Annotated in this window: 20 protein-coding genes; 10 read left to right on the top strand and 10 right to left on the bottom strand. The window is 63.8% G+C overall.

The features are described 5' to 3' along the window. Window positions 1–53: 53 nt before the first annotated feature. Entirely contained in the window at window positions 54–2,444 is a 2,391-nt protein-coding gene (locus ACMCNM_RS23610) for a TonB-dependent siderophore receptor (protein ID WP_412765532.1), read from the top strand. Here ACMCNM_RS23610 and ACMCNM_RS23605 read toward each other — a convergent pair. Then, on the bottom strand, window positions 2,441–3,316 hold the full coding sequence (locus tag ACMCNM_RS23605) for a helix-turn-helix domain-containing protein (protein ID WP_412765531.1): 876 nt from the start codon (window positions 3,314–3,316) through the stop codon (window positions 2,441–2,443). The genes ACMCNM_RS23610 and ACMCNM_RS23605 overlap by 4 nt on opposite strands. A 251-nt stretch (window positions 3,317–3,567) precedes the next feature. On the opposite strand from ACMCNM_RS23605, the gene ACMCNM_RS23600 reads away from it, so the two are divergent. After that, a complete protein-coding gene (locus ACMCNM_RS23600; protein WP_412765530.1) occupies window positions 3,568–4,473 on the top strand; it encodes a DMT family transporter in 906 nt (301 codons plus the stop codon). Window positions 4,474–4,514: 41 nt separating this feature from the next. Here ACMCNM_RS23600 and ACMCNM_RS23595 read toward each other — a convergent pair whose 3' ends face one another. The 3 genes from ACMCNM_RS23595 to ACMCNM_RS23585 form a co-directional block, all read right to left on the bottom strand. Beyond that, complete coding sequence (locus tag ACMCNM_RS23595; protein ID WP_186677832.1) at window positions 4,515–5,213, bottom strand: hypothetical protein; 699 nt, start codon at window positions 5,211–5,213, stop codon at window positions 4,515–4,517. A 222-nt stretch (window positions 5,214–5,435) separates the two neighbouring features. After that, the gene (locus ACMCNM_RS23590) at window positions 5,436–6,410 is read right to left on the bottom strand and encodes a 2-hydroxyacid dehydrogenase (protein ID WP_186677829.1); all 975 of its coding nucleotides are present in this window, start codon (window positions 6,408–6,410) and stop codon (window positions 5,436–5,438) included. A 202-nt stretch (window positions 6,411–6,612) separates the two neighbouring features. Further along, window positions 6,613–7,560: a LysR family transcriptional regulator gene (locus tag ACMCNM_RS23585; RefSeq protein WP_027595283.1), complete on the bottom strand. Its 948-nt coding sequence runs from the start codon at window positions 7,558–7,560 to the stop codon at window positions 6,613–6,615. 191 nt (window positions 7,561–7,751) lie between these two features. Here ACMCNM_RS23585 and ACMCNM_RS23580 point away from each other — a divergent pair, with 191 nt between their 5' ends. The 4 genes from ACMCNM_RS23580 to ACMCNM_RS23565 are packed head-to-tail and all read left to right on the top strand — an operon-like array spanning window position 7,752 to window position 12,531. Beyond that, window positions 7,752–9,281 (top strand): efflux transporter outer membrane subunit, encoded by a 1,530-nt coding sequence (locus ACMCNM_RS23580; RefSeq protein ID WP_412765529.1) that lies wholly within the window; start codon window positions 7,752–7,754, stop codon window positions 9,279–9,281. Next, window positions 9,278–11,455 (top strand): FUSC family protein, encoded by a 2,178-nt coding sequence (locus ACMCNM_RS23575; protein WP_412765528.1) that lies wholly within the window; start codon window positions 9,278–9,280, stop codon window positions 11,453–11,455. Before ACMCNM_RS23580 ends, ACMCNM_RS23575 begins: the two co-directional genes overlap by 4 nt. 4 nt (window positions 11,456–11,459) lie before the next feature. Further along, window positions 11,460–11,660 (top strand): DUF1656 domain-containing protein, encoded by a 201-nt coding sequence (locus ACMCNM_RS23570; RefSeq protein WP_027595286.1) that lies wholly within the window; start codon window positions 11,460–11,462, stop codon window positions 11,658–11,660. A gap of 10 nt (window positions 11,661–11,670) precedes the next feature. Next, window positions 11,671–12,531, top strand: a complete 861-nt coding sequence (locus tag ACMCNM_RS23565) for an HlyD family secretion protein (RefSeq protein WP_186677821.1) — start codon at window positions 11,671–11,673, stop codon at window positions 12,529–12,531. Window positions 12,532–12,573: 42 nt separating this feature from the next. Here the strand turns inward: ACMCNM_RS23565 and ACMCNM_RS23560 are convergent, their stop codons facing one another. The 3 genes from ACMCNM_RS23560 to ACMCNM_RS23550 all read right to left on the bottom strand — a co-directional run bounded on the left by ACMCNM_RS23560 (window position 12,574) and on the right by ACMCNM_RS23550 (window position 13,928). After that, window positions 12,574–13,068, bottom strand: coding sequence for a type II toxin-antitoxin system YhaV family toxin (locus tag ACMCNM_RS23560; RefSeq protein WP_412765527.1), 495 nt, complete (start codon window positions 13,066–13,068; stop codon window positions 12,574–12,576). Continuing rightward, window positions 13,065–13,391, bottom strand: coding sequence for a type II toxin-antitoxin system PrlF family antitoxin (locus tag ACMCNM_RS23555; RefSeq protein ID WP_412765526.1), 327 nt, complete (start codon window positions 13,389–13,391; stop codon window positions 13,065–13,067). The genes ACMCNM_RS23560 and ACMCNM_RS23555 overlap by 4 nt, the downstream gene beginning before the upstream one ends. Before the next feature lie 90 nt (window positions 13,392–13,481). Next, a complete protein-coding gene (locus ACMCNM_RS23550) occupies window positions 13,482–13,928 on the bottom strand; it encodes a universal stress protein (RefSeq protein WP_027595290.1) in 447 nt (148 codons plus the stop codon). 269 nt (window positions 13,929–14,197) lie between these two features. On the opposite strand from ACMCNM_RS23550, the gene ACMCNM_RS23545 reads away from it, so the two are divergent. The 4 genes from ACMCNM_RS23545 to ACMCNM_RS23530 all read left to right on the top strand — a co-directional run bounded on the left by ACMCNM_RS23545 (window position 14,198) and on the right by ACMCNM_RS23530 (window position 19,296). Beyond that, entirely contained in the window at window positions 14,198–15,103 is a 906-nt protein-coding gene (locus tag ACMCNM_RS23545) for a LysR family transcriptional regulator (RefSeq protein WP_027595291.1), read from the top strand. A gap of 114 nt (window positions 15,104–15,217) precedes the next feature. Continuing rightward, the gene (locus ACMCNM_RS23540; RefSeq protein ID WP_186702493.1) at window positions 15,218–16,759 is read left to right on the top strand and encodes an MFS transporter; all 1,542 of its coding nucleotides are present in this window, start codon (window positions 15,218–15,220) and stop codon (window positions 16,757–16,759) included. A gap of 27 nt (window positions 16,760–16,786) precedes the next feature. Continuing rightward, window positions 16,787–17,848, top strand: coding sequence for an HlyD family secretion protein (locus ACMCNM_RS23535; protein ID WP_412765525.1), 1,062 nt, complete (start codon window positions 16,787–16,789; stop codon window positions 17,846–17,848). Then, window positions 17,845–19,296 carry an efflux transporter outer membrane subunit gene (locus ACMCNM_RS23530; RefSeq protein WP_099430395.1) on the top strand — a complete coding sequence of 484 codons (1,452 nt, stop codon included), beginning with the start codon at window positions 17,845–17,847 and terminating at the stop codon, window positions 19,294–19,296. Before ACMCNM_RS23535 ends, ACMCNM_RS23530 begins: the two co-directional genes overlap by 4 nt. A 120-nt stretch (window positions 19,297–19,416) precedes the next feature. On the opposite strand, the gene ACMCNM_RS23525 is transcribed toward ACMCNM_RS23530, so the two are convergent. The 3 genes from ACMCNM_RS23525 to ACMCNM_RS23515 form a co-directional block, all read right to left on the bottom strand. Then, window positions 19,417–20,241: an SDR family oxidoreductase gene (locus ACMCNM_RS23525; RefSeq protein WP_186702495.1), complete on the bottom strand. Its 825-nt coding sequence runs from the start codon at window positions 20,239–20,241 to the stop codon at window positions 19,417–19,419. Window positions 20,242–20,597: 356 nt separating this feature from the next. After that, window positions 20,598–21,854 (bottom strand): NAD(P)/FAD-dependent oxidoreductase, encoded by a 1,257-nt coding sequence (locus ACMCNM_RS23520; RefSeq protein ID WP_412765524.1) that lies wholly within the window; start codon window positions 21,852–21,854, stop codon window positions 20,598–20,600. Between the two features lie 3 nt (window positions 21,855–21,857). Further along, window positions 21,858–23,435: an aldehyde dehydrogenase (NADP(+)) gene (locus tag ACMCNM_RS23515; protein WP_412765523.1), complete on the bottom strand. Its 1,578-nt coding sequence runs from the start codon at window positions 23,433–23,435 to the stop codon at window positions 21,858–21,860. Between the last annotated feature and the right edge of the window lie 145 nt (window positions 23,436–23,580).

Below are 23,580 nucleotides of genomic sequence, written 5' to 3'. Positions count from 1 at the left end.
TGAGTGGAAGTGCGATTCATTCGCAATCAACACCCACTTACAGGTCAGCGTCCATGAAGTTCACCCCGCGTTGCGTCCCCCTCTGGCTCGGCCTTTCGGTGTTCCCTGTCATCGCCATCGCACCGCTGGCCGGGGCGGCCGAGCAGGTACAGGCGTACACGTTTGCCCAGCCGAGCCAACCTTTGGCCCAGGCGCTCAATGCCTTCAGCCGAGCCACCGGCCAGAGCGTGGTGTACACCCTCGAGCTTTCTGGCCAGCAGGCACCTGCCCTCAACGGCACCTTCAGCGCAGAGCAGGCGCTGCAGCAATTGCTGGGCACTTCCGGCCTGGCCTGGCGCCGCGTCGATGCCCGCACCTTCACCCTCGAAGCCGTGAGCAGCGACGGTGCACTCAACCTGCAGGCCACCACCGTGACCTCGCAGATGGACGCCTACAGCTATCAGCCCCCAGCCACGGCCTCGATCATGCGTGGCCAGGGCCCGAACCAGGACATCCCCCAGGCCATCAACGTGGTCCCGGCCCAGGTCATTCGCGACCAGGCCCCGCGCAACCTCGATGATGCCTTGACCAACGTCAGCGGCATTACCCAGGGCAACAACTTTGGCGGCACCTCCGACACCGTGATGAAGCGCGGCTTTGGCGACAACCGCGACGGCTCGATCATGCGTGACGGTATGCCCATCGTGCAGGGCCGCAGCCTTAATGCCAGCACCGAGCGGGTCGAAGTGCTCAAGGGCCCGGCCTCGCTGCTGTATGGCATCCAGGACCCAGGCGGGGTCATCAACGTGGTCAGCAAGCGCCCGCAACTGCAGCAGTACAACGCCCTGACGGTGCGTGGCTCGACCTACGGCAGCGGCAAAAATGGCAGCGGTGGTGGTTTCGACAGCACCGGCGCACTCGGCGACAGCAACTTCGCCTACCGCCTGATCGTCGACCACGAAGATGAGGACTACTGGCGTAACTTCGGTGTGCACCGCGAATCGCTGGTGGCGCCGTCGCTGGCCTGGCTGGGCGAGGACACCCAGGTGGTGGTGGCGTACGAGCACCGCGAGTTTCTTTACCCGTTCGACCGCGGCACCGCCTTTGGCAGCAACGGCCACCCCTTGGACATTCCGGCCACGCGTCGCCTGGATGAGCCGTTCAACGACATGGAAGGGCGCTCTGACCTGTATCGCCTGGAGGTCGACCATCAATTGGCCGACGATTGGAAGCTGCACTTCGGCTACAGCTTCAACCGCGAGACCTACGACGCCAGCCAGGTCCGCGTGACGGGCGTCAACGAAGCCACGGGCACGCTGACGCGCAGCATCGACGGCACGCACAACGCCATGAGCCGCGACCAGTTCGCCACCCTGAGCCTTGCGGGCAACGTCGAGCTGGGCGGCCTGCAGCATGACCTGTTGTTCGGCCTCGATCACGAAGACCGCAAGGTGTTTCGTGGCGACCTGATCCGCCAGACGGCGCAGTCTACCTTCAGCTATGAAAACCCGGTCTACGGCCAGGAAGTGGAGGGCAGCAGCGTGCGCGCCAGCGACAGCGACCAGACCGACACACTGCGCACCGACGCGCTGTTCGTGCAGGACGCCTTGCACCTGGACGAGCACTGGATACTGGTGGCCGGGGCGCGCTTCCAGCAGTTCGACCAATACGCCGGCCGCGGTCGCCCGTTCAAAGCCAATACCGACACTAGCGGCCAGGCCTGGGTGCCGCATGCCGGCATCGTCTACAAGGTCGATGACCAGCTGTCGTTCTATGGCAGCTACAGCGAGTCGTTCAAGCCCAACTCCAGCATTGCGCCGTTGACCGGCGGGGTGGTGCTGGATGCGTCGGTAGCGCCCGAAGAGGGCAAGTCGTGGGAGCTGGGGGCCAAGCTCGACATGCCAGGCAGCCTGACCGGCACCTTGGCGCTGTTCGACATCACCAAGCGTAATGTGCTGGTCGCCAACTTCGACACGGGTACCGGCGAGACGGTCTACAGCAATGCTGGCGAGGTCAATTCACGCGGTGTGGAGCTTGACCTGACCGGGCAGCTCAGCGAACGCTGGAGCCTGATCGGCAGTTATGCCTTTACCGATGCCAAGGTCACCAAAGACCCGGACCTTGAAGGCAACCGCCTGCAGAACGTGGCCAAGCACAGTGGCTCACTCTCGGCAGTGTATGACTTTGGCCGCGTGTTCGGTGGCGACCGGCTGCGCTTTGGTGCTGGGGCCCGTTATGTGGGCGAGCGTTCGGGCAACTCGACCAACACCTTCGACTTGCCCAGCTATGCCGTCGCCGATGCGTTTGCCACGTACGAGACCCAGCTCGACGAACACAACGTGCGCCTGCAGTTGAACGTGAAGAACCTGTTCGACAAGGTTTACTACAGCTCGGCAGTTAACCAGTACTTTGTCGCAGTTGGCGATGCGCGGCAGGTGAGCCTGTCCAGCACCTTCGAGTTCTAAGGGCTGAAGGCTGTGCGATAGTCGCCAGGCGTCGCTCCGAATGCCTGGCGGAAGCGGTTGCTGAAATGGCTGGCACTGGCAAACCCGCACAGCAACGCCACCTCTCCCAGCGGCAGGTGACCCAAGCGCAGCAACTGGCAAGCACGGTGCAGCCGTCGTGCCAGCAGGTACTGGTGTGGCGGCAAGCCGAAACTGGTGCGGAACATGCGCGCGAAGTGGTACTCGGAAAGGTTGCAGCGCAGGGCCAGTTTACCGAGGGTGATGGGCTGGTCCAGGTGCGCCTCGATGTATTCCACCAACTGCCGACGCAGGTTCGGCGCCAAGCCGCCTTTCAGGCGCAGCCCTTGACGTAACCCAACCTGGCTGAGCACTGCGTGGTCGACGATTTCATGCGCCAGGCTGCTGGCCAGCAGGCGCTCGCCGGGCTCGTCCCAGGCCAGGTTGATCAACTGGCGAAAGCGCGCCGACTGTTGCGGGTCATCGAGGAACGTCGCCTCCTGCAGCTGCAATTCCCGCGGCTCACGGTCCAGCAGGCGCACGCAACCCAGGGCGAACTGCGCCTCGCTGACGTACAGGTGCGCCAGGCGGATCGCGCCGTTGACCACCCAGTTCGACTCATGGCCAGCCGGCATGATGCACAGCTTGTTCGGTGCGCCCTTGTCGGCCGGGCGCTGGCGACGGAAGGTGCCGGTGCCATCGGCGATGTAGCACGACAGCGTGTGATGGCTGGGCGCCTGGTAATCGCGGGCATCGTCGCGGTTGCGCCACAGCGCCGCAGCCAAGCCGTCACCCAGGTGCGCGCTCAGCTCCAAGCGGGCGTGGGGCGAGGCGTGCATGGCGTTGAAGACGTGCAGCTGGGAGAGTGGGGTCATGGGCGATTCCTCTGGGGCCATCGTACTGCGCTTGCGTTGCGCTGACAGCTCCCTGGGTTGGAAAAGCGCAAGTTTGTGCAAGCGGGGAGGGCCAGGAGGGCGAACACTGAGGGCCTCGGCGAGGGCTGCGCCCTCGATTCGCGGGGCAAGCCCGCTCCCACAGAAATCGAAGACTGCTCGGTACTTGTGGGAGCGGGCTGGCCCCGCGAAGCGTCGGGCACCGATTCTGAAAGGCCCAAGGAACCACCCACATGAACCTGTCCCTGTACCTGCTCACCGTCCTGATCTGGGGCACCACCTGGATTGCCCTGAAACTGCAACTGGGCGTGGTCGCCATCCCGGTGTCCATCGTCTATCGCTTCGCTTTGGCCGGGTTGATCCTGTTCGCCATCCTGCTGCTCACCCGTCGCCTGCAACCCATGAACCGCCGCGGCCACCTGATCTGCCTGGCCCAAGGCCTGTGCCTGTTCTGCGTCAACTTCATGTGCTTCCTTACCGCCAGCCAGTGGATCGCCAGCGGCCTGATCGCCGTGGTGTTCTCCACCGCGACCCTGTGGAACGCACTCAACGCCCGGGTGTTCTTTGGCCAGAAGATCGCTGCCAACGTGCTGGGTGGCGGTGCACTGGGGCTGCTGGGCCTGGGCCTGCTGTTCTGGCCCGAACTGTCCCACCATGCCGCCAGCCGCGAAACCCTGTACGGCCTAGGCCTGGCTTTGCTCGGTACGCTGTGCTTCTCGGCCGGCAACATGCTGTCGAGCATGCAGCAGAAAGCAGGGCTCAAGCCCATGACCACCAATGCCTGGGGCATGGTCTATGGCGCGGCGATGCTGACGGTTTATTGCCTGTTCAACGGCATTCCCTTCGCCATGGAATGGAACACCCGCTACATCGGCTCGCTGATGTACCTGGTGATCCCGGGTTCGGTGATTGGCTTCACCGCCTACCTGACCCTGGTCGGGCGCATGGGCCCCGAGCGGGCAGCCTACTGTACGGTGCTGTTCCCGCTGGTGGCCTTAAACGTGTCGGCGTTTGTCGAAGGGTATCAATGGACGGCGCCGGCGCTGTTGGGGATGACGTTGGTGATGGGGGGGAATGTACTGGTGTTTCGCAAACTCAACGCCACACGCATTGCTACAGTCCCCTTACTCAGGCCGTGATGCTGCAGTATCGTTGGGTGAAATATCACCCGGTACGGATTTCACGATGCGCTGAATGTGACCGTGACGGCCTCTGTATCTTTAGATTCGTTACCGGCGCGTGAGAGGGCGGTATATACAAGGGTATAATCTCCGTATATGGCTTTTCCATCCATGAAGAATGTATCTTTAGGGATTTTACCTGTGATGGGCTGATCCTCTTTCGCGCGAGGCGGTGTCGTCAATGTCACGCTAATATTCTCGGGTCCGGTTATGTTAACCATGCAGTGGTCTCCAACTCTGTTATAAGTGAAAGGTGGGGCTGTAAAATCTAAGCTGTCATGGTTGTCGAAGTAGGCGAGGTTGAATGCTGTGGTATCCATCGCCAATGGAGGCGCTTGGATGGGTTTTTTTAAGTCGACGGTGAAAGAGGTTGTGACTGTCCTTTCAGAACCATCTTTTGTTTTTAATACATATTGCAGGGTTTGTTTCTGACTTTTTTTGAATCGATCCGAAGGGAGCTGGAAGTGTAGCGACTCTGGAAGTGGTTTGTCGTACTGGCGATCAAGGATTGACTGGCCGCTCTCACTGGAGTGAGTAATGTAAAAATAGGAGGGTACCGGCCATTCGTCTGTTTGGGGGATGGTTATATTTAAATACTCTGCCATCTTGGCGGACGTGATGAGATTCTCTTCAATCCCCGGAATCTCTACAACGTCATCAAATTGAATGTCTCGAAAAATAGGGTTGAGATTTTTCACGTGGGTAGTCCTCAGAATAGCAATGAAGGTGGTGTTCTTCTGCATTGTTAATCTGAGGTGTCGCGGGTGTCACCTAGCAAAAATGATAGGTACGTAGCGTTGGCAATGGGCCAATAAGCGAGTTGTTTCAGATTGCTCGCTTATCGCAAGGGGCGTGGGCAGAGGGCGCGCGCCATTCGCCAGGAGCTTTGCGAATGGCGCGATAAAAACAGTTGAAAACGCTTAGTGCTTCCACACCTGCGGGTTCACCAGATCCCGCGGCCGTTCACCCAGCAGCGCCGCACGCAGGTTGTCCATCGCCCGGTTGGCCATGGCCTCGCGGGTTTCTGCGGTGGCCGAGCCGATGTGCGGCAGGGTCAGGGCGTTGGGCAGTTTGAACAGTGGCGAATCGCTCAGCGGTTCCTTCTCGTACACATCCAGGCCGGCACCGCGAATGGTGCCGTTCTGCAGGGCTTCGATCAGTGCTGCTTCATCGACCACCGGGCCGCGGGCGATGTTGATGAGGAAGGCGCTTGGCTTCATCAGCTTCAGCTCCCGTGCACCGATCAGCTTGCGGGTGGCCTCCGACAACGGCACCACGATGCAGACGAAATCGGCTTCGGCCAGCAGTTGCTCCAGGCTGCGGAACTGCGCCCCCAGCTCTTGCTCCAGTGCGGCCTTGCGGCTGTTGCCGGTATAGATGACTGGCATGTTGAACCCGAACCGGCCGCGGCGGGCAACGGCGGCGCCGATGTTGCCCATGCCGACGATGCCCAAGGTCTTGCCGTGCACATCGCTGCCGAAGTGCGCCGGGCCCACGGTGGCTTGCCACTGGCCGGCCTTGGTCCAGGCATCCAGCTCGGCCGTGCGCCGGGCGCAGCCCATGATCAGCGAGAAGCCCAGGTCTGCGGTGCTTTCGGTGAGTACGTCGGGGGTGTTGGTCAGGGCGATGCCGCGTTCATTGAAGTAGTCGACGTCATAGTTGTCGTAGCCGACCGAGACGCTGGAGACCACTTCAAGCTTGGCCGCGCCTTCGAGTTGCGCACGGCCAAGCTTGCGGCCGACGCCGATCAGGCCGTGGGCCTCGGGCAGGGCTTCGTTGAACTGGGCGTTGATGTCGCCGAGCTTGGGGTTCGGCAGGATCACGTTGAAGTCTTGTTGCAGGCGCTCGGCCATGGCCGGGGTGATGCGGCTGAAGGCCAGGACGGTCTTTTTCATCGGCAACTCTCTGCAAGGCTAGGGTGGACTGCCAGGCAGTTGACCGCGTTGCGGTCATTCGCAGCACAAGGCTGCTCCTACAAAGGTCGCTGTAGGAGCAGCCTTGTGCTGCGAATGGAGGGCATCGCCCTCCCATGGTCCTGGCGCTGGAAGCAATGGTTAGCAACCTACCATTGCTCCTCCCCTGAATGCAGCATGTTTCTCAGTTGGCGATCTGCACCTGATGGGTTTTCAGGTCTGCCTCATGCGCTGCGAGAATTTCCGGCAGCGAATTGCGCAGGTACTCGACCCAGGTCTTGATCTTGGCATCCAGGTACTGGCGCGACGGATAGATGGCGTACAGGTTCAGCTCTTGCAGCCGATACTCGGGCAGCACCCGCACCAGGCTGCCGTCACGCAGCCCGTCGATGGCCGAATAGATCGGCAGCACGCCCACGCCCATGCCACTGCGAATCGCGGTTTTCATGGCGTCGGCGGTGTTCACCTGGAACGGCGAGCTGGTGATGTTGACCATTTCCTGGCCTTCCGGGCCATCGAACAGCCACTTCTCCAGCGGGATCACCGGGCTGACCATGCGCAGGCAGGCGTGCTTGAGCAGGTCGGCAGGCTTGTGTGCGATGCCGTTGCGCACGATGTAGTCGGGCGAGGCGCAGACGATGCTGTAGGTGATCCCCAAGCGCTGCGACACGAAGCCCGAGTCCGGCAGCTCGGTGGCCAGCACGATGGACACGTCGTAGCCCTCGTCGAGCAGGTCCGGCACGCGGTTGGCCATGGTCAGGTCGAAGGTCACGTCCGGGTGCGATTCACGGTAGCGGGCAATGGCATCGACCACGAAGTGTTGGCCCACCCCGGTCATGGAGTGAACCTTCAATTGCCCAGCCGGGCGGGCATGGGCGTCGCTGGCCTCGGCCTCGGCTTCTTCAACGTAGGTAAGAATCTGTTCGCAGCGCATCAGGTAGCGCTTGCCGGCCTCGGTCAGCGCGATGCGGCGGGTAGTACGGTTGAGCAGCCGAGTTTGCAGATGGGCTTCCAGATTGGAGACCGCCCGCGACACGTTCGCGGTGGTCGTATCCAGTTGCGCCGCGGCAGCCGTGAAGCTGCCAAGCTGGGCTACGCAACTGAAAGCACGCATATTTTGCAGGGTGTCCATGGGTCACTCTCAAGGTAGAGGACAAAATTGTGTCACGAAGTAACGACGAAGTTATTAAAAGATGCCTTCGACCAAAGGCTGATTATCGCGCGTTTGGTAACAAAGATTCGCAGGAATATGCGCTTATCGCCAGTCCTGCCGCCCCCTAGAATTGCCCGGCCCCTCCACCTCTTCCTCGGGAAATCGCAGCTGTGCCGCGTCGCATCATCAGAACGCTTCAAGTGTTCAGTGCCTGTGCCCTTACCCTCACCTTGAGCGGCTGTATCGGAACCTGGGGCATTGCCCCGCAAAGCAAGACATTACACGCCAATACCCTGACCACCGACGCGGCGATACGCGAAGCGGCCACCGACGCGCACTGGCCCGACCAGCAGTGGTGGCAGGCCTATCGCGACCCCCAGCTGAACCGCTGGGTCGCATTGGCCGTCGAGGGCAGCCCGAACCTGGCCATGGCCCTGGCGCGCGTGCGCGAGGCCAAGGCCATGGCCGGTGTGGTCGAGTCGGCAGAAAAGCTGCAAGCCAACGGCCAGGCCACACTCAAGCGCCACAACTGGCCCGAGGATCAGTTCTACGGCCCTGGCGCACTGTCGGGCGCCAATACCTGGGACAACAACGCCGCCATCGGCTTCAGCTATGCCCTCGACCTCTGGGGCCGCGAGCGCAATGCCAGCGAGCAGGCTGTGGACCAGGCGCACATGAGTGTGGCCGAGGCTCGCCAGGCGCAGCTCGAGCTGCAGAACAACGTGGTGCGTGCTTACATCCAGCTGAGCCTGCACTTCGCCCAGCGCGATATCGTCAAGGCTGAACGGGAGCAGCAGGAGCAGATCCTAGCCCTGGCCAAGCGTCGGCTGGACGCAGGCATCGGCACCCATTTCGAAGTCAGCCAGGCCGAAGCGCCGCTGCCCGAAACCCATCGTCAGCTCGACAGCCTTGACGAAGAGATCGCCCTGACCCGCAACCAGCTTGCTGCGCTGGCCGGCAAGGGGCCAGGGGAGGGTGCGCAGATCCAGCGCCCGACCCTGACCCTTGGCGCCCCGCTCATGCTGCCATCGGCGCTGCCCGCCGAGCTGGTCGGCCAGCGCCCGGACGTGGTCGCCAGCCGTTGGCAGGTGGCCGCGCAAGCCCGTGGCATCGACGTCGCGCATGCCGGCTTCTTCCCCAATGTCGACCTGGTCGGCAGCCTCGGTTTCATGGCCACCGGCGGCGGCCCGCTGGAGTTTCTCACCGGGCGCAAGTTCAACTACAACGTCGGCCCGGCAATCAGCCTGCCGGTCTTCGACGGCGGCCGCCTGCGCTCGCAACTGGGCGTCGCTTCAGCGGGCTATGACATGGCCGTCGCGCGCTACAACCAGACCGTGGTCGGTGCATTGAAGAACATCTCCGATCAGTTGATCCGCCGCGAGTCGATGAAAGAGCAATCGCACTTTGCCGCCGAATCGGTCGCCGCCGCGCAAAAGACCTACGACATCGCCATGGTCGCCTTCCAGCGTGGCCTGACCGACTACCTCAACGTGCTCAACGCGCAGACCTTGCTGTTCCGTCAGCAGCAGGTACAGCAGCAGGTGCAGGCCGCCCGCCTGATCGCCCATGCCGAGCTGGTGACCGCCCTTGGGGGTGGCCTGCAAGCGGGCAAGGACGTGCCGGAGCAAGAGCGCCAGGCCGCACCGAAAACCCCGGCCACCCTGGCCATTTTCGACAAGCAGCCGGATAACGCCGAATGAGCACCTCAAGCCTGCCCGTGCGCTGGCTGCAGAGCCTGGAGTGGCGCCGGGGCTTCTTTGCCTGGGCGCGCACCGATGGCGTGACTTGGGTCTACATCTTCAAGGTGCTGGCCGCCGCCTTCATCACCCTGTGGCTGGCCATGCGCCTGGAACTGCCGCAGCCGCGCACGGCAATGATCACCGTGTTCATCGTCATGCAGCCGCAAAGCGGCCACGTGTTCGCCAAGAGTTTCTACCGGGTGCTCGGCACCCTGGCAGGCTCGGCGATGATGGTCGCACTGATCGCCATTTTCCCGCAGAACACCGAGCTGTTCCTGCCCAGCCTGGCCCTGTGGGTCGGCCTGTGTTCGGCTGGCGCGATGCGCTACCGCACCTTCCGTGCCTATGGCTTCGTGCTGGCCGGCTACACCGCAGCGATGATCGGCCTGCCGGTGCTGGAGCACCCCGACCAAGCCTTTATGGCGGCCGTGTGGCGGGTGCTGGAAATTGCCCTGGGGATTCTCGTTTCAACGTTCGTCAGCGCCGCGATCCTGCCGCAGTCGGCCAGCGCCGCCATGCGTAACGCCCTCTATCAGCGTTTTGGTGTGTTCGCCGGCGTGGTGGTCGAAGCCCTGCGCGGTGATAGCCAGCGCGACCGTTTTGAAAGCAGCAACGTGCGCTTCATCGCCGAGGCGGTGGGCCTGGAAAGCCTGCGTAACGTCACCGCCTTCGAAGACCCGCACATGCGCAGGCGCAGTGGCCGGTTGGTGCGCATGAACAGCGAGTTCATGGCCATCACCACGCGCTTCAATGCCCTTCACCGGCTGCTCGAACGCCTGCGCGCCCGTGGCCCGCTGCAGATTGTCAGCGCCATCGAGCCGGGCCTGGACACCTTGGTCGAACTGCTTCAGCCCTACGTGGGCCGCGCCTTGACCGATTCGGACGCGCTGCGCCTGACGCTTGAGCTGGCCGCCTACAAGGAGGGCCTGCAAGCCCAGGTGCGTGGCTTGCGCGCCGAGTATCTGCAAACCAACCCCAGCGAGTCCGACCTGCTCGACTTCCACACTGCCTTCGAGCTGCTGTACCGCTTTGTCGACGAGATGTTCAGCTATGCCGAGACCCATGCCTCGCTGGCCGTGCACAAGCACGAGCGCGAGCAGTGGGACGAGCCCTATGTGGCGCAGACCAGCTGGCTGGTGTCGTTGGCTGCTGGCGTGCGCGCTTCGGCGGTGCTGTTGCTGCTGGGCAGTTACTGGTTGCTCAGCGACTGGCCCAGCGGCGCCATGATGACGCTGATCGCCACGGTCACCGTGGGCCTGTCGGCGGCCTCGCCCAACCCTAAGCGCATGTCATTCCAGATGGCCTGTGGTACGGCGATCGGGGCCTTCGTCGGGTTCTTCGAAACCTTCTTCGTGTTCCCCTGGATCGACGGATTTCCGCTGCTGTGCATGGTCCTGGCACCGGTCTTCGTGCTGGGGGCGTTCCTGTCTTCGCGGCCGGCGTACGCCGGTTACGGCATCGGTTTGCTGGTGTTTTTCGCCATCGGTTCGGTGCCCAACAACCTTACCGTCTACGACCCTTACACCTTCATCAACGACTACATCGGCATGGTCATCGGCATGTTCGTCTGCGCCGCGGCCGGGGCAATCATCCTGCCGCCCAACAGCCGCTGGCTGTGGAGCCGGCTGGAGCAGGAACTGCGTGAACAGGTGCTGTTCGCCATCAGTGGCCGCTTGCGCGGCTTGGGTTCGGCCTTCGAGAGCCGCACCCGTGACCTGCTGCACCAAGCCTATGGCCTGGCTGCCGGCAAGCCGAAGGTGCAGAGCGAGCTGATGGGCTGGATGTTCACCGTGCTGGAAATCGGCCACGCCATCATCGAGCTGCGCAAGGAACAGGCCCGCGCCCCGATCCACCCGGCCTACGCCGAGTCGCAGCCATGGCGCCAGGCCATCCGCGTCATGGGCCGCGCCCTGGCGCGTTTGTTCCTGCAGCCCAGCGCCAGCAACCACGAGCGCGCACTGGTGGCGGTGGACCATGCCATCAGCCGCGTGCAGGCCACCGACGAACCCTTCGCCCGGCACTTCGACACCTCGGTGCTGCGCCGCGCGCAAAGCTACTTGCACTTCATCCGTTCTTCCCTGCTGGACCCACAGTCGCCGCTGGCACCGGCGAAAGGACTGCACCATGCCCCGTGAAATCATGCCCCGTGAAATCGCCTTCCATGGCGTGTACATGCCCACCATGACCTTGATGTTCCTGTTCGCCCTGGGCCTGGCCTGGGGCCTGGACCGCTTCATCGCCAGCCATGACGGCTACCGCTTTTTCTGGCACCCGGCGCTGCTGCGCCTGAGCCTGTTCGTCTGCCTTTTCGGCGCCCTCGCGCTGTCTGTCTACTGGTGAGAAACCTTCGATGAAAAAGTTCTTCAGCCTGATCGCCACCCTGCTGGTGCTGGTGGCCGCCGTGGCGATCGGCCGCCAGTTGTGGCTGCACTACATGACCACGCCCTGGACCCGCGACGGGCGTGTGCGTGCCGACATCATCAACGTCGCTGCCGACGTGCCCGGCTACGTGGTGGGTGTACCGGTCAAGGACAACCAGCGGGTGAAGAAGGGCGACCTGTTGATCCAGATCGACCCTGAGCACTACCAAATGGCCGTCGACCAGGCCAAGGCGCTGGTTGCCTCGCGCAAGGCCACCTGGGAAATGCGCAAGGTCAACGCCAAGCGCCGCGCCGACATGGACAACCTGGTGATCTCCAAAGAAAACCGCGACGACGCCAGCAACATCGCCAACTCGGCCCAGGCGGATTATCAACAGGCCCTGGCCGAACTGGCGGCCGCAGAGCTGAACCTCAAGCGCACGCACATCGTGGCCACGGTAGACGGTTATGTGACCAACCTGAACATCCACAAGGGCGACTATGCGCGCACCGGTGAGCCGGTGATGGCGGTGGTCGACGAGAACTCGTTTTGGGTTTATGGCTTCTTCGAAGAGACCAAGCTGCCGCACGTGAAGGTGGGTGACCAGGCCGAGCTGCAGATGATGAGCGGCGAGCGCATCAAAGGCCACGTAGAGAGCATTGCCCGCGGTATTTATGACCGCGACAACCCCCAGAGCCGCGAGCTGATCGCCGATGTGAACCCGACCTTCAACTGGGTGCGGTTGGCGCAGCGTGTGCCGGTGCGGATCCACATCGATGAAGTGCCGGAAGGGTTTTTGCTGGCGGCGGGGACGACGTGTACGGTGGTGGTGAAGCCTCGCGAGGAATGAATCCCGGTAGCGGCGCTCAGTCACACGCCAGTGAGAGCCGCACTAGGTGTTCAGTGAAGATTTAAATCTGTGTGTTGTCGCGCCTGCCTCTCGCAGTAACGCGTCCCAATCATCAGGAGGGTGGCCGGTGAGCAGCATCTTCTGGAAGACTTTGTAAGCATCGTCAGTGCGCTCGTAGGCCCGCTTGCTCGTCTCGTCATTTACCCATGCCAGCACGATTATCCTGCTGGGGGTGTGGTAGCGAAAGAACAGCCGGTATTGCTGAAAGAACTTCGCTCGAAACCAGTGCTTGTGGTCGCCTCCTAGCGCTGAACCTTGACGGTACTCAGGCTTGGTCGGGTCTTGCGGGATGACGTCAAACGCCAATCGTTTGATCGCGGCCAGCCGCTTGTACGCGTTCTTTTTCGTGTAGCCGATCGGGTCTTTCTGCAACTGTGCCGCGACTTGCTCACTGAGCGCGTCCAGTTCGGCTAAGAACAGCGGGTGAGCAAATACAGTCCATCCATGAATAGTTAAAGGCTTCCTCGCATCACTCATTCATCTTCCGCCGATAGAGGTTGATCCAGGTCGATCTCGGCGTCGCCCACGAGGCTGTCGAGGCGAGCGATGAGGTCAGCATCGACAACTTGCAGACGTTGCGGATGGGTGGCGATATCGTGGGCCAGAAAACTCAGGAACTGGCCTAGCACAGGGTCGTCTTCGGTTGCCTCTGCGCGGGTGAGTATCACCTCCCCGTCGGGTTGAATCGAGTAATGGATCTTGTCACGCTTTTTCAAACCCAGCGCGCGACGCACTGTTTCGGGTACGGTTGTCTGGTAACGATCGGTCAGGGTGGATTCAACTTCGAAGGTGGCGGCCATGGCCATATCCTTTGCATTGCAACAATGAATGCAAGGTAATGCGATTGCATTACGTGGTCAATGCAGTGCATTGGGGAGCTGATGAATGGTTCAGGCCGCGCCCACCAACACCGGCACTTCTACCCGGTCAATCACCTTCGCGCTGATCGAAGGATCCAGCAATCGCCCCAATCGTGACAGGTGGCGATGACCCATGATGATCAGTTCGCAACGCAGATCTTGCGCCTTGCTGACGATGGCCTCGACCGGCTGCCCGGCCACCATGCAGCCCTGGCTGGTGAAGCCGGCGTCCTGCAGCTCGCGCACGGCCTTGGCTACCGCGTGGTCGGCATGCTGCTGCTCCTCGCAGGCAGCGGGGTATTCCTCCAGTTCTTCGGCGGTGTAGGGCGCGGGTTGCTCGTGCACGGCGAAAGTGCTGTCGATGGCCAGCAGCACATGCAGCTCGTGTTCGGCGGGGCGGCAGTAGCGGCGGGCGAGGGTGAGCAGGGCAGCGGATGCGGGGGAGGCGTCGATGGCGATGAGCACGGAGCTGGGCATAGGGATCCTTGTTGCGGCTGGCTAAGGTTTTGCCTGTCCGGGCCTCTTCGCGGGCAAGCCCGCTCCCACAGGTAATGCACAAACTTGTGAGCATGTGACATTCCGGTGGGAGCGGGCTTGCCCGCGAAGAGGCCGGACCTGCCAATGCTTCATTTATGGCCGAACCCGGCTGCTGAATAAATGCCCCACCACGCACGACCTTATTGCGTCAGACGCAATCCTCCAACCTGCTACCATCGCCGTTCCCACAATCGCCACGGAAAACGGCCATGCAACTCCCGGACATGAACCTGCTCGTCGCCCTCGACGCCTTGCTTGACGAAGGCAGTGTGGTGGGCGCCGCGCAGCGCATGAACCTGAGCCCGGCCGCCATGAGCCGGACCCTGGGGCGCATTCGCGATGCCTTGGGCGACCCGATCCTGGTGCGCGCCGGCCGTGGCTTGGTGCCGACACCCCGTGCGCTGGCGCTGCGCGAGCAGGTGCATGGGCTGGTGGAGCAGGCCGGGCAGGTGTTCCGCAGCCGTGACGATGTCGACCTGGTCAACCTGGACCGGGCCTTCAACATCCGCACCAACGACCTGTTCATCGCCCTGTACGGCGCCCAGCTGTTGCGCATGATGCTGGCCCAGGCACCGCGTACGGTGCTGCGTTTCGTGCCCGAGGGCAGTGGCGACGATGATGCGGTGCTGCGCAACGGGCATATCGACTTGATCATCAGCTCGGCCGTCGAGCTGGGCCCGGAAATCAAGGTGCAGAGCCTGTTCAACACCTACTTCGTAGGCTTGGCGCGCGAGGGCCACCCGATCTTCGATGCCGAGATTACCCCTGAGCGGTTCGCCGCCTACCCGCAGATCAGCGTGTCGCGCCGGGGCAGAGCCAACGGGCCGATCGATGTGGCATTGGCCAACCACAAGGTCGAACGGCGGGTGGCGCTGATCACCACGAGCTTCCACTCGGCGATGTTTTCGCTGCCGGATTCGGACCTGATCCTGCCGATACCGGCCAACATCCTCAACAGTGTGCAGCGCTTGAAACTGCCCCTGCGCTCATTCGAGATCCCGGTGCCACTGGAGAAGGTCAACGTGATGCAGGCCTGGCACCCGCGGTTCGACAATGACCCGGCCCACCGCTGGCTGCGCCAAACGTTGAAGGTGTGTGGCAGCATCGACCCGTAACAGAGGCCGATTGCGTCTGGCGCAATATAAACCTGCCAACAAGTCAGTTTTCGTAAGCATTCGACCTTCTTAGACTTGCTCCAGCCCTGAAATTGTTGCTGGAGATGTATTCCCATGAGTTCCCTGACCGCGCCTTCTGCTGCGCTGGCTGCCGCCCCCGCGCCGGCCGCCCCCGTGCAGACGGCATTCGGCCTGCAGGTGGTGGTGGGGTTGTTTGGGGTGTTGCTGGCAGTACTCTGCGCTGGCCTCAACGAGGCGGTGACCAAGATTTCGCTGGCCGATATCCGCGGCGCCATGGGCATCGGGGCCGACGAAGGCGCCTGGCTGCTGGCCGCATACAGCGCGGCTTCGGTGTCGGCGATGGCCTTTGCACCCTGGCTTGCCACGACCTTTTCCCTGCGCCGCTTCACCTTGTCTGCCATTGGCGTGTTCGCCGTGCTGGGCCTGCTGCAACCGTTCGCCCCCAACCTGCACAGCCTGATGCTGCTGCGGGTGCTGCAAGGCTTTGCCTCGGGCGCCTTGCCGCCGATGCTGATGAGCGTAGCGCTGCGTTTTCTGCCACCGGGCATCAAAGTGTATGGCCTGGCCTGCTATGCCCTGACCGCCACTTTCGGGCCGAACCTCGGCACACCGCTGGCGGGCCTGTGGACCGAGTACGTCGGCTGGCAGTGGGCTTTCTGGCAGATCATCCTGCCGTCGCTGCTGGCGATGTTCTGTGTCGGCTGGGGCCTGCCCCAGGACCCGTTGCGCCTGGAGCGCTTCAAACAGTTCGACTGGCGTGGCGTGCTGCTGGGCCTGCCTGCCATCAGTTGCATCGTCCTCGGCCTGTCGCTGGGTGACCGCTGGGGCTGGTTCGACTCGCCGCTGATCTGCTGGTTGCTGGGCGGCGGCCTGCTGTTGCTGGTGCTGTTCCTGTACAACGAGTGGTCCGAACCGCTGCCGTTCTTCCAGTTGCGCATGCTCTCGCGGCGCAACCTGAGCTTCGCCCTGGTGACCCTGGCCGGTGTGCTGATCGTGCTCTCCGGGGTGAGCAGCATTCCGTCGGCGTACCTGGCGCAGATCCAGGGCTACCGGCCGGCGCAGACCAGCCCGTTGATGATGCTGGTGGCCATGCCGCAACTCATCGCCCTGCCGCTGACCGCAGCGCTGTGCAACATCCGCGCGGTGGACTGCCGCTGGGTACTGGCGATGGGGCTCGGCATGCTGGCGCTGTCGTGCGTGGGCAGTAGCCTGCTGACCTCCGAGTGGATACGCGGCGACTTCTACCCGTTTTACCTGTTGCAGGTGTTCGGCCAGCCGATGGCCGTGCTGCCGCTGCTGATGCTCTCCACCAACGGCATGACCCCGCAGGAGGGCCCGTTCGCCTCGGCCTGGTTCAACACGGTCAAGGGGCTGTCGGCGGTGATTGCCGGCGGCTTGCTGGATGTCTTGGGCACTGTGCGCCGGCATTTTCATTCCAACCACCTGGTCGACAGCCTGGGCAATGCGCCGCTGATCGATGACAGCGTCGCCGGCCTTGCCCGGCGCATTCATGAACAGGCCCAGGTACTGACCTCGGCCGACCAGTACCTGGTGATGGCGTGCATCGCCGTCGCGTTGATCTGCCTGATTCCCTTTGTGCCTACCCGGATCTTCCCGCCGCGTGCGGTGGCTTGAGCCCGTGACTGAATTCGAGACTTAGAAATGACCAACAACCGCAAGACACTTTTCATCGGCTCGGTGCTCGCCGTGGCCGTGCTGGCCGGTATCGTCGGGGCTTGGATGCTGGGCAGCGATCACCGCCAGCGCACCAACGACGCCTATGTGATCGCCGATTACACCGTGGTCGCGCCCAAAGTCGCAGGCTTTATCAAAGAGGTACTGGTCGAGGACAACCAGCAAGTCACGGCAGGCCAGTTGCTCGCGACCCTCGATGCCCGCGACTACCAAGCCGCGCTAGACGCAGCCCAGGCGCAATTGCTGGTGGCCAAGGCGCAGAGTGCCGATGCCCGCGCCACGCTGGAGCGCCAAGCCGCCTTGATCGCCCAGGCCGAAGCCGCCGTGAAAGCCGCCCAGGCCGAAGCGGCGTTTGCCGATCATGAAGTCAACCGCTACAGCCGCCTGGCCGAGCAAGGTGCCGGCACTGTGCAGAACGCCCAGCAGGCGCGCAGCGGGGTCGACCAGGCCCGTGCGCGCCTGGCCAATACCCAGGCGGCGTTGGTGGCCGCACGCAAGCAGGTGGACATCCTCAGCGCCCAGGTGGCCAGCGCCGATGGCCAGCTCAAACGGGCCGAAGCGGGGCTGGAGAAAGCCCAGCTCGACCTGTCCTACACGCGCATCATCGCACCGGTGGACGGCATGGTCGGCGAGCGCGCCTTGCGTGTCGGCGCCTATGTCAATCCGGGGGCTCGGCTGTTGTCGGTGGTGCCGTTGCAGCAGGCCTATGTGGTCGGCAACTTCCAGGAAACCCAGCTGACCCATGTGCAGCCCGGCCAACCCGTCAGCATCAGTGTCGATACCTTCTCGGGCGAGCAACTGCATGGCCATGTCGAGAGCATCGCGCCGGCCACCGGTGTGACCTTCGCGGCGGTCAAGCCGGACAATGCCACCGGTAACTTCACCAAGGTGGTGCAGCGCATCCCCGTAAAGATCGTGTTCGATGACGGCCAGCCGCTGCTTGCACGGCTGCGCGTGGGCATGTCGGTGGAAGCCACCATCGATACCCGCGGCGACAAAATCGAAGGCAAAGAGGTGAGCGCGCGATGAAACCGGCCTTTCGCTTGAGCCCGGTGTTGCTGGCGTTGCTGATGGCCGGCTGTACCCTCGGGCCAGATTTCAAACGCCCGGACAGCCAGGCCCCGCAACAGTGGGCTGGGTTGCAAGGCGAGGCTGCGGCCAGTCAGCCGCAGGCCGAACCCCTGGAACTGCGCTGGTGGGAAAGCTTCCACGATGCCCGGCTCAGCGCGTTGATCCAGCGGGTCGCCGAACGCAACCTGGACTTGCAGATGGCCAGTGCGCGGTTGCTGCAAAGCCGTGCCTTGCGCAGTACGGTAGCAGCGGATGAAGCGCCCTCGGTCGATGTGAACGCAGGCTACAGCCGTGCTCGCAACAGCGCCGAAGGGCTGAGTGACCCCTCGGGCCACGCGGGCAAATCGGCATTCAACCTGTGGCAGGGTGACTTGGTCGCGGGGTGGGAGCTGGACCTCTGGGGCCGAGTACGCCGGCAAGTGGAGGCTGCCGATGCGACGGTGGAAGTGGCCGAGAACGACCGCCGTGGCGTGTTGTTGGCGCTGTTGTCGGAAACCGCCGGCAACTACATTCAGCTGCGTGCGGTGCAGCACACCTTGGACGTCACCCGTGACAACCTGAAGGTGGCGCAGCACAGCCTGAAGTTGTCCGAGAATCGCCAGGCCGAAGGGGTCGCCACCCGCCTCGACGTGGCCCAGGCCAGTGCCCAGGTCGCCTCCATCGAAGCCCGCCTGCCCAGCCTTGAGGCCAAGCGCGACGACCTGATCAATGCCCTCAGCCTGCTCGCGGCGGAGCCACCTCGCAGCCTTCAGGCACAGTTGCTCGAAGGGGGGGAACTGCCCGCGCCCCAGCAGCAGTTCGCCATTGGCCTGCCGTCGGAGTTGGCCGAGCGCCGCCCGGACATTCGCCAGGCCGAGGCGCGCCTGCATGCGGCCACCGCCAGTATCGGCGTGGCCAAGGCCGACTTCTACCCGAGCATTCGGCTGTCGGGCAGCCTGGGTTTCCAGGCCATGCAGCTGTCTGACTTCGGCGGCTGGGACTCGCGCCGCTTCGCTTTTGGCCCGCAACTGTCACTGCCGATCTTCGAAGGTGGGCGGCTCAAAGGCACGCTGGAACTGCGTGAGGCGCAGCAGCAGGAAGCCGCGCTCAACTACCGCAAGGTGGTGCTCGGTGCCTGGCATGAAATCGACGATGTGCTGCGCCTTTATAATGCCAGCCAATTGCGTCGCGATCATTTGGCCGAGGCGGTGCGGCAGAACCGTATCGCCTTGGAGACTGCCCAGCGCCAGTATGTGGAAGGGGCGGTGGACTTTCTCAATGTGCTGACCGTGCAAGGTGCGTTGCTGGCAAGTGAAGAGCAGTGGATCGACAGCTCGGCGGCGGTTTCCCAGGCGTTGGTGGGGCTGTACAAGGCGCTGGGTGGGGGGTGGCAGGCGTTTGATACACAGCCTGCGAACAAGGTTTGATAGGTGTTGTGGCTGTACCGGCCTCTTCGCGGGTAAACCCGCTCCCACACGTACCGCACTACACTTGGGCATTGTGGGAGCGGGTTTACCCGCGAAGAGGCCAGCACAGCCAAGCATCAATCAAAGCGGTCGCAGCAGCCCAAACCGCTTGCGCAACACCCAGTCCAGCAAGCGCCGCGGCAACAGCCTGGCAATCAGCGGCAACGCCGTGCTGCCATTACCCAGCCTGACCACCGCAGGCACCGCCGTTTTGCGCGTAGCGGCCAACACCCCTTGGGCAAACACCGCTGCTGGCGTCGGCCGGTCCTGCGATGCCCGCGCCCGTGCCTGGACATATTCGCGCAGTGGCCACCACGGCGAATCCACAGCCAACACCTGATCGGCCTGGCGCTGGGCATTGCTGGCGAACTGCGAAGCGATCGCCCCCGGCTGCACTTCCATAAGCCGAATGCCAAACGGCGCCAGCTCCAGGCGTAGTGCATCGCTCAGCGCGTTGACGGCAGCCTTCGACGCGCAGTAGGCCCCAGCGAACGGCGTGACCAGCACCCCAGAAACGCTGCCGATATTCACCACCAGCCCACGCGCGCGGCGCAGCAGCGGGAACAACGCGCGGGTCACGCCGACCACGGCGAAAACGTTGGTTTCGAATTGCTGGCGCATGGCGTCCACACCCCCGTCGAGCAATGGGCCCATGGCACCGTAGCCGGCGTTGTTGATCAGCATGTCGAGGCGCCCGTGGCTTGCCTCCAGCTCCTCGGCCAGTTGGGTCAGGGCTTGGCCATCATTGACGTCCAGTTGCCGGGCGGTGAAACCAGCGGCGGCTAAATGCGCGACGTCCTCAGGTTTGCGGGCGGTGGCCCAGACTTCATGGCCGGCATCGCGGAAGGCGTCGGCCAGGGCGCGGCCGATGCCGCTGGAACAACCGGTGATCAGGACGGTGGGCATGGGAGATGGCCTTGAGTCGGGTAAGTTTGTGTTGCCTGTAGTGGCCTCTTCGCGGGCAAGCCCGCTCCCACAGGTACTGCACAGCGCTCAAAATCTGTGCGGTACCTGTGGGAGATTCTATGGTTTTCAGCAAGCCGGTTTGCTCGCTTTGGTGACATATTCGTCCTGATTTTTCATCAGGGCGAATGCTACGCGATTCTCTGCTCGACAACGCGGTCCAAAGGGCTGGCTGATTTCCCAGAGGATGGAATGCCCTCAGAAATTTGAACAAGACAGTTGCTCCCACAGGTAGTGCGCATGCCGGCCTCTGTGGGAGCCGGCTTGCCGGCGATTGGGCCGCAAAGCGGCCCCAGGCTTCAAAACCGATCCAACCGATAGGCCTCCATCTGCAGCCCTCTTTCCTGGTCGGCCAGCCGCCCCACCCATTCGGCCGTCACCGCCGCCTGGGTCAACCCCAGGTGCTGATGCCCGAACGCAAGCATCACCCGTCCCTCGCACACTTGGTCGATCACCGGCAATGAATCCGGCAACGACGGCCTGAAGCCCATCCACGGCGTCGCCCCTTCGGCATCGAGATCTTGCTGGAACAAGCCCTTGCTCAGCCGATGCAGCTGCCATGCCCGTTGCATGCTAGGCGGCGCATCGAGCCCGGCGAATTCCACCGTGCCGGCCAGCCGCAACCCGTCGGCCATCGGCGTCATGATGAACTTGCGCTCCAGCGAGGTGACGGCAAAGGGCAGCCGTTGATGTTCACCCGGCAACATCAGGTGGTAGCCACGTTCGGTGTCCAGCGGCACCCGCTTGCCGGTAAGGGCCGCAGTGAGTTTGGCCGATTGCGCGCCGCAACTGATCAGCACCTGACGTGCAGTGAACGTGCCTTGGTCGCTGGCCAGGCTGACGCCGCTGCCGTGCAGGTGCCCACCGTCGACGTGCGCCCGGACGAAGCGAACCCCACTGGCCTTGGCCGCTTCGAACAGCTCACAGACCACGCGGTATGGGTCGATGAAATGCCCGGTACGGGGGAAAAACAGCCCGCCCAGGATCGAGCGGCTCAGCTGAGGCGCCGTTGCCCGCACGCTGTCGGCCGACCAGTACTCTGCCGGCACCGCCTGCTGCTGCATGCGCGCCTGCAAGGCCGCCAGTGCCTGGCGCGACTCGTTGCGTTCGAACACCAGCAACGACCCCGCTTCCTTGAACAGGTCGCTGCGCCCAATCGAGCCGAGTAACCGCTGCCAGGCCGCCAGGCTGCCTTCGTTCAGCGCACGGATGCCAGCCACGCTGCGCTGAAACGGCGCGGGCCGCAGGTTGAGCAGCAAGCGGGTGAACCAGGGCATGGCCTTGGGCAGGTACTTCCAGTCCAGGCGCAGCGGGCCCATCGGGTCCATCAGCATGCTGGGCAGGCGCTTGAGAATCGACAAGTCGGCAATCGGGAACACCTGCTCGGTGGCCAGGTGCCCGGCGTTGCCGAACGAGGCGCCGTGGCCAGGTGGCTCGCGGTCGATCAGCAGCACCCGACGGCCTTGCCTTGCCAGTTGCAGGGCACAGGCGACGCCGACGATGCCGGCGCCGACCACGGCGATATCAGTTTCAGCAGCGTTGAGCGGCTCGACCATGGTTCAGCCTTCCCGCTTGCCGTCGAGCAACCGGCGCAGTTGCAGCGGGTTGCCGTGGCGCAAGGCCTCTGGCAGCAGCCCGTCTGGGAAGTCCTGGTAGCACACCGGGCGCAGGAAGCGCAGGATCGCCGCCGTGCCCACCGACGTCGTGCGGGCATCGGAGGTAGCCGGGAATGGCCCGCCATGGACCATCGCATCGCACACCTCGACCCCGGTCGGCCACCCGTTGACCAGGATGCGCCCGGCCTTGCGTTCCAAGGTCGGCAACAGCGCGCGGGCACTGTCGATGTCGGCCTCGTCCAGTTGTAGCGTCGCGGTCAGTTGGCCTTCCAGGTGCTCGGCCACCTGGCGCACCTGCGCGTCGCTGTCGCACGCGACCACCAGTGAGGCAGCGCCGAAGACCTCGGCTTGCAGCGCCGGGTCGGTCAGAAACGCGCTGGCCTGGGTCACGAACAACTGGGCTTGGCACTGGTTAGGGCCTAGCGCCGGTTGACCGCTGGCGGCCACGTGGGCGTTGCTGTTCTCGGCCAATGCGCCAACGCCCGTTTCATAAGCGCTGAAAATACCGGGGGTGAGCATGGTTTGTGCGGCTGCACGTTGCACCTGCTCGCTGGCGGCGTCGACGAAGCGTTGCAGCGCCGGCCCTTGGCGGGCGATCACCAGGCCAGGTTTGGTGCAGAACTGCCCGGCGCCTTGGGTCAGCGAAGCGACGAACCCTTGCGCCAGTGCTTCGCCGCGACGCTGCAGGGCGGCGTCAAACAGGAACACCGGGTTGATCGAACTCATCTCGGCGTACACCGGGATAGGCTCTGGGCGGGCCTGCGCGGCGTGGCACAGGGCGATGCCCCCGCTGCGCGAGCCGGTAAAACCGACGGCCTTGATGCGCGGGTCGCTGACCAGGGCGATGCCCACTTCACGGCCCGCGCCGTACAACAGCGAGAACACGCCTTCAGGCAGGCCACAGTGCTTCACGGCGTGCGCCACTGCCTGGCCCACCAGCTCGCTGGTGCCAGGGTGGGCGCCGTGGGCCTTGACCACCACCGGGCAACCCGCGGCCAGTGCCGAAGCCGTGTCGCCGCCGGCCACCGAGAAGGCCAGGGGGAAGTTGCTGGCGCCAAACACCGCTACCGGCCCCAGGGCCACCTGGCGCTGGCGCAGGTCGGGGCGCGGCAGGGGCTGGCGCTCGGGCAGGGCATTGTCGACCCGCACGTCCAGCCATTCGCCGGCACGTACCACGCGGGCGAACGTGCGCAGTTGCGTGCAGGTGCGGCCGCGTTCGCCTTGGATGCGTGCCTTGGGCAGGCCCGTCTCGGCGACGGCGCGGTCGATCAGTGCATCGCCCAGGGCCTCGATCTGTTCGGCGATGGTTTCAAGAAAGTGTGCCCGTTGTTCGAGCGAGGTCTCGCGGTAGTCATCGAACGCCGCCCAGGCCAGTGCGCAGGCCTGGGCCACGTGTTCGCCGGTGCCGCCGAGGTAGGCGGGTTCGAGCGCTTGGCCGGTGGCCGGGTCGATGGCGCGGATGGCGTCGCGGCTGCCGGTTACCGGCGTTTGGCCAATCAGCAGGTTGCCTGTCAGGGGCATAGAGCCTCCTTTGGAGTCGGATTCAGGTGCAAGGGTGTAGCGCATACCCTGTGGGAGATCCCCCAGCGGCATTGTGGGAGCGGGCTTGTCCCGCGAAGGGGCCGCGGTGCATGGCACCAGCTTTGCCGGTGTTCGCGGGGCAAGC

The organism is Pseudomonas sp. NGC7 (assembly GCF_047159675.1).
GTDB lineage: Bacteria > Pseudomonadota > Gammaproteobacteria > Pseudomonadales > Pseudomonadaceae > Aquipseudomonas > Aquipseudomonas kermanshahensis.
The sequence above is the reverse complement of the archived record's forward strand: the minus strand, read 5'-3'. Positions and strand labels throughout refer to the sequence as shown.

What these genes read in the sequence shown, in the direction of transcription:
- ACMCNM_RS23545 (WP_027595291.1), top strand. Translation starts at nt 14,198, where the DNA reads ATGCAACTCCCGGACATGAACCTGCTCGTCGCCCTCGACGCCTTGCTT.
- ACMCNM_RS23525 (WP_186702495.1), bottom strand. Translation starts at nt 20,241, where the DNA reads ATGCCCACCGTCCTGATCACCGGTTGTTCCAGCGGCATCGGCCGCGCC.
- ACMCNM_RS23575 (WP_412765528.1), top strand. Translation starts at nt 9,278, where the DNA reads ATGAGCACCTCAAGCCTGCCCGTGCGCTGGCTGCAGAGCCTGGAGTGG.
- ACMCNM_RS23520 (WP_412765524.1), bottom strand. Translation starts at nt 21,854, where the DNA reads ATGGTCGAGCCGCTCAACGCTGCTGAAACTGATATCGCCGTGGTCGGC.
- ACMCNM_RS23550 (WP_027595290.1), bottom strand. Translation starts at nt 13,928, where the DNA reads ATGCCCAGCTCCGTGCTCATCGCCATCGACGCCTCCCCCGCATCCGCT.
- ACMCNM_RS23560 (WP_412765527.1), bottom strand. Translation starts at nt 13,068, where the DNA reads ATGAGTGATGCGAGGAAGCCTTTAACTATTCATGGATGGACTGTATTT.
- ACMCNM_RS23555 (WP_412765526.1), bottom strand. Translation starts at nt 13,391, where the DNA reads ATGGCCGCCACCTTCGAAGTTGAATCCACCCTGACCGATCGTTACCAG.
- ACMCNM_RS23570 (WP_027595286.1), top strand. Translation starts at nt 11,460, where the DNA reads ATGCCCCGTGAAATCGCCTTCCATGGCGTGTACATGCCCACCATGACC.
- ACMCNM_RS23530 (WP_099430395.1), top strand. Translation starts at nt 17,845, where the DNA reads ATGAAACCGGCCTTTCGCTTGAGCCCGGTGTTGCTGGCGTTGCTGATG.
- ACMCNM_RS23540 (WP_186702493.1), top strand. Translation starts at nt 15,218, where the DNA reads ATGAGTTCCCTGACCGCGCCTTCTGCTGCGCTGGCTGCCGCCCCCGCG.
- ACMCNM_RS23565 (WP_186677821.1), top strand. Translation starts at nt 11,671, where the DNA reads ATGAAAAAGTTCTTCAGCCTGATCGCCACCCTGCTGGTGCTGGTGGCC.
- ACMCNM_RS23605 (WP_412765531.1), bottom strand. Translation starts at nt 3,316, where the DNA reads ATGACCCCACTCTCCCAGCTGCACGTCTTCAACGCCATGCACGCCTCG.
- ACMCNM_RS23585 (WP_027595283.1), bottom strand. Translation starts at nt 7,560, where the DNA reads ATGGACACCCTGCAAAATATGCGTGCTTTCAGTTGCGTAGCCCAGCTT.
- ACMCNM_RS23590 (WP_186677829.1), bottom strand. Translation starts at nt 6,410, where the DNA reads ATGAAAAAGACCGTCCTGGCCTTCAGCCGCATCACCCCGGCCATGGCC.
- ACMCNM_RS23535 (WP_412765525.1), top strand. Translation starts at nt 16,787, where the DNA reads ATGACCAACAACCGCAAGACACTTTTCATCGGCTCGGTGCTCGCCGTG.
- ACMCNM_RS23515 (WP_412765523.1), bottom strand. Translation starts at nt 23,435, where the DNA reads ATGCCCCTGACAGGCAACCTGCTGATTGGCCAAACGCCGGTAACCGGC.
- ACMCNM_RS23600 (WP_412765530.1), top strand. Translation starts at nt 3,568, where the DNA reads ATGAACCTGTCCCTGTACCTGCTCACCGTCCTGATCTGGGGCACCACC.
- ACMCNM_RS23610 (WP_412765532.1), top strand. Translation starts at nt 54, where the DNA reads ATGAAGTTCACCCCGCGTTGCGTCCCCCTCTGGCTCGGCCTTTCGGTG.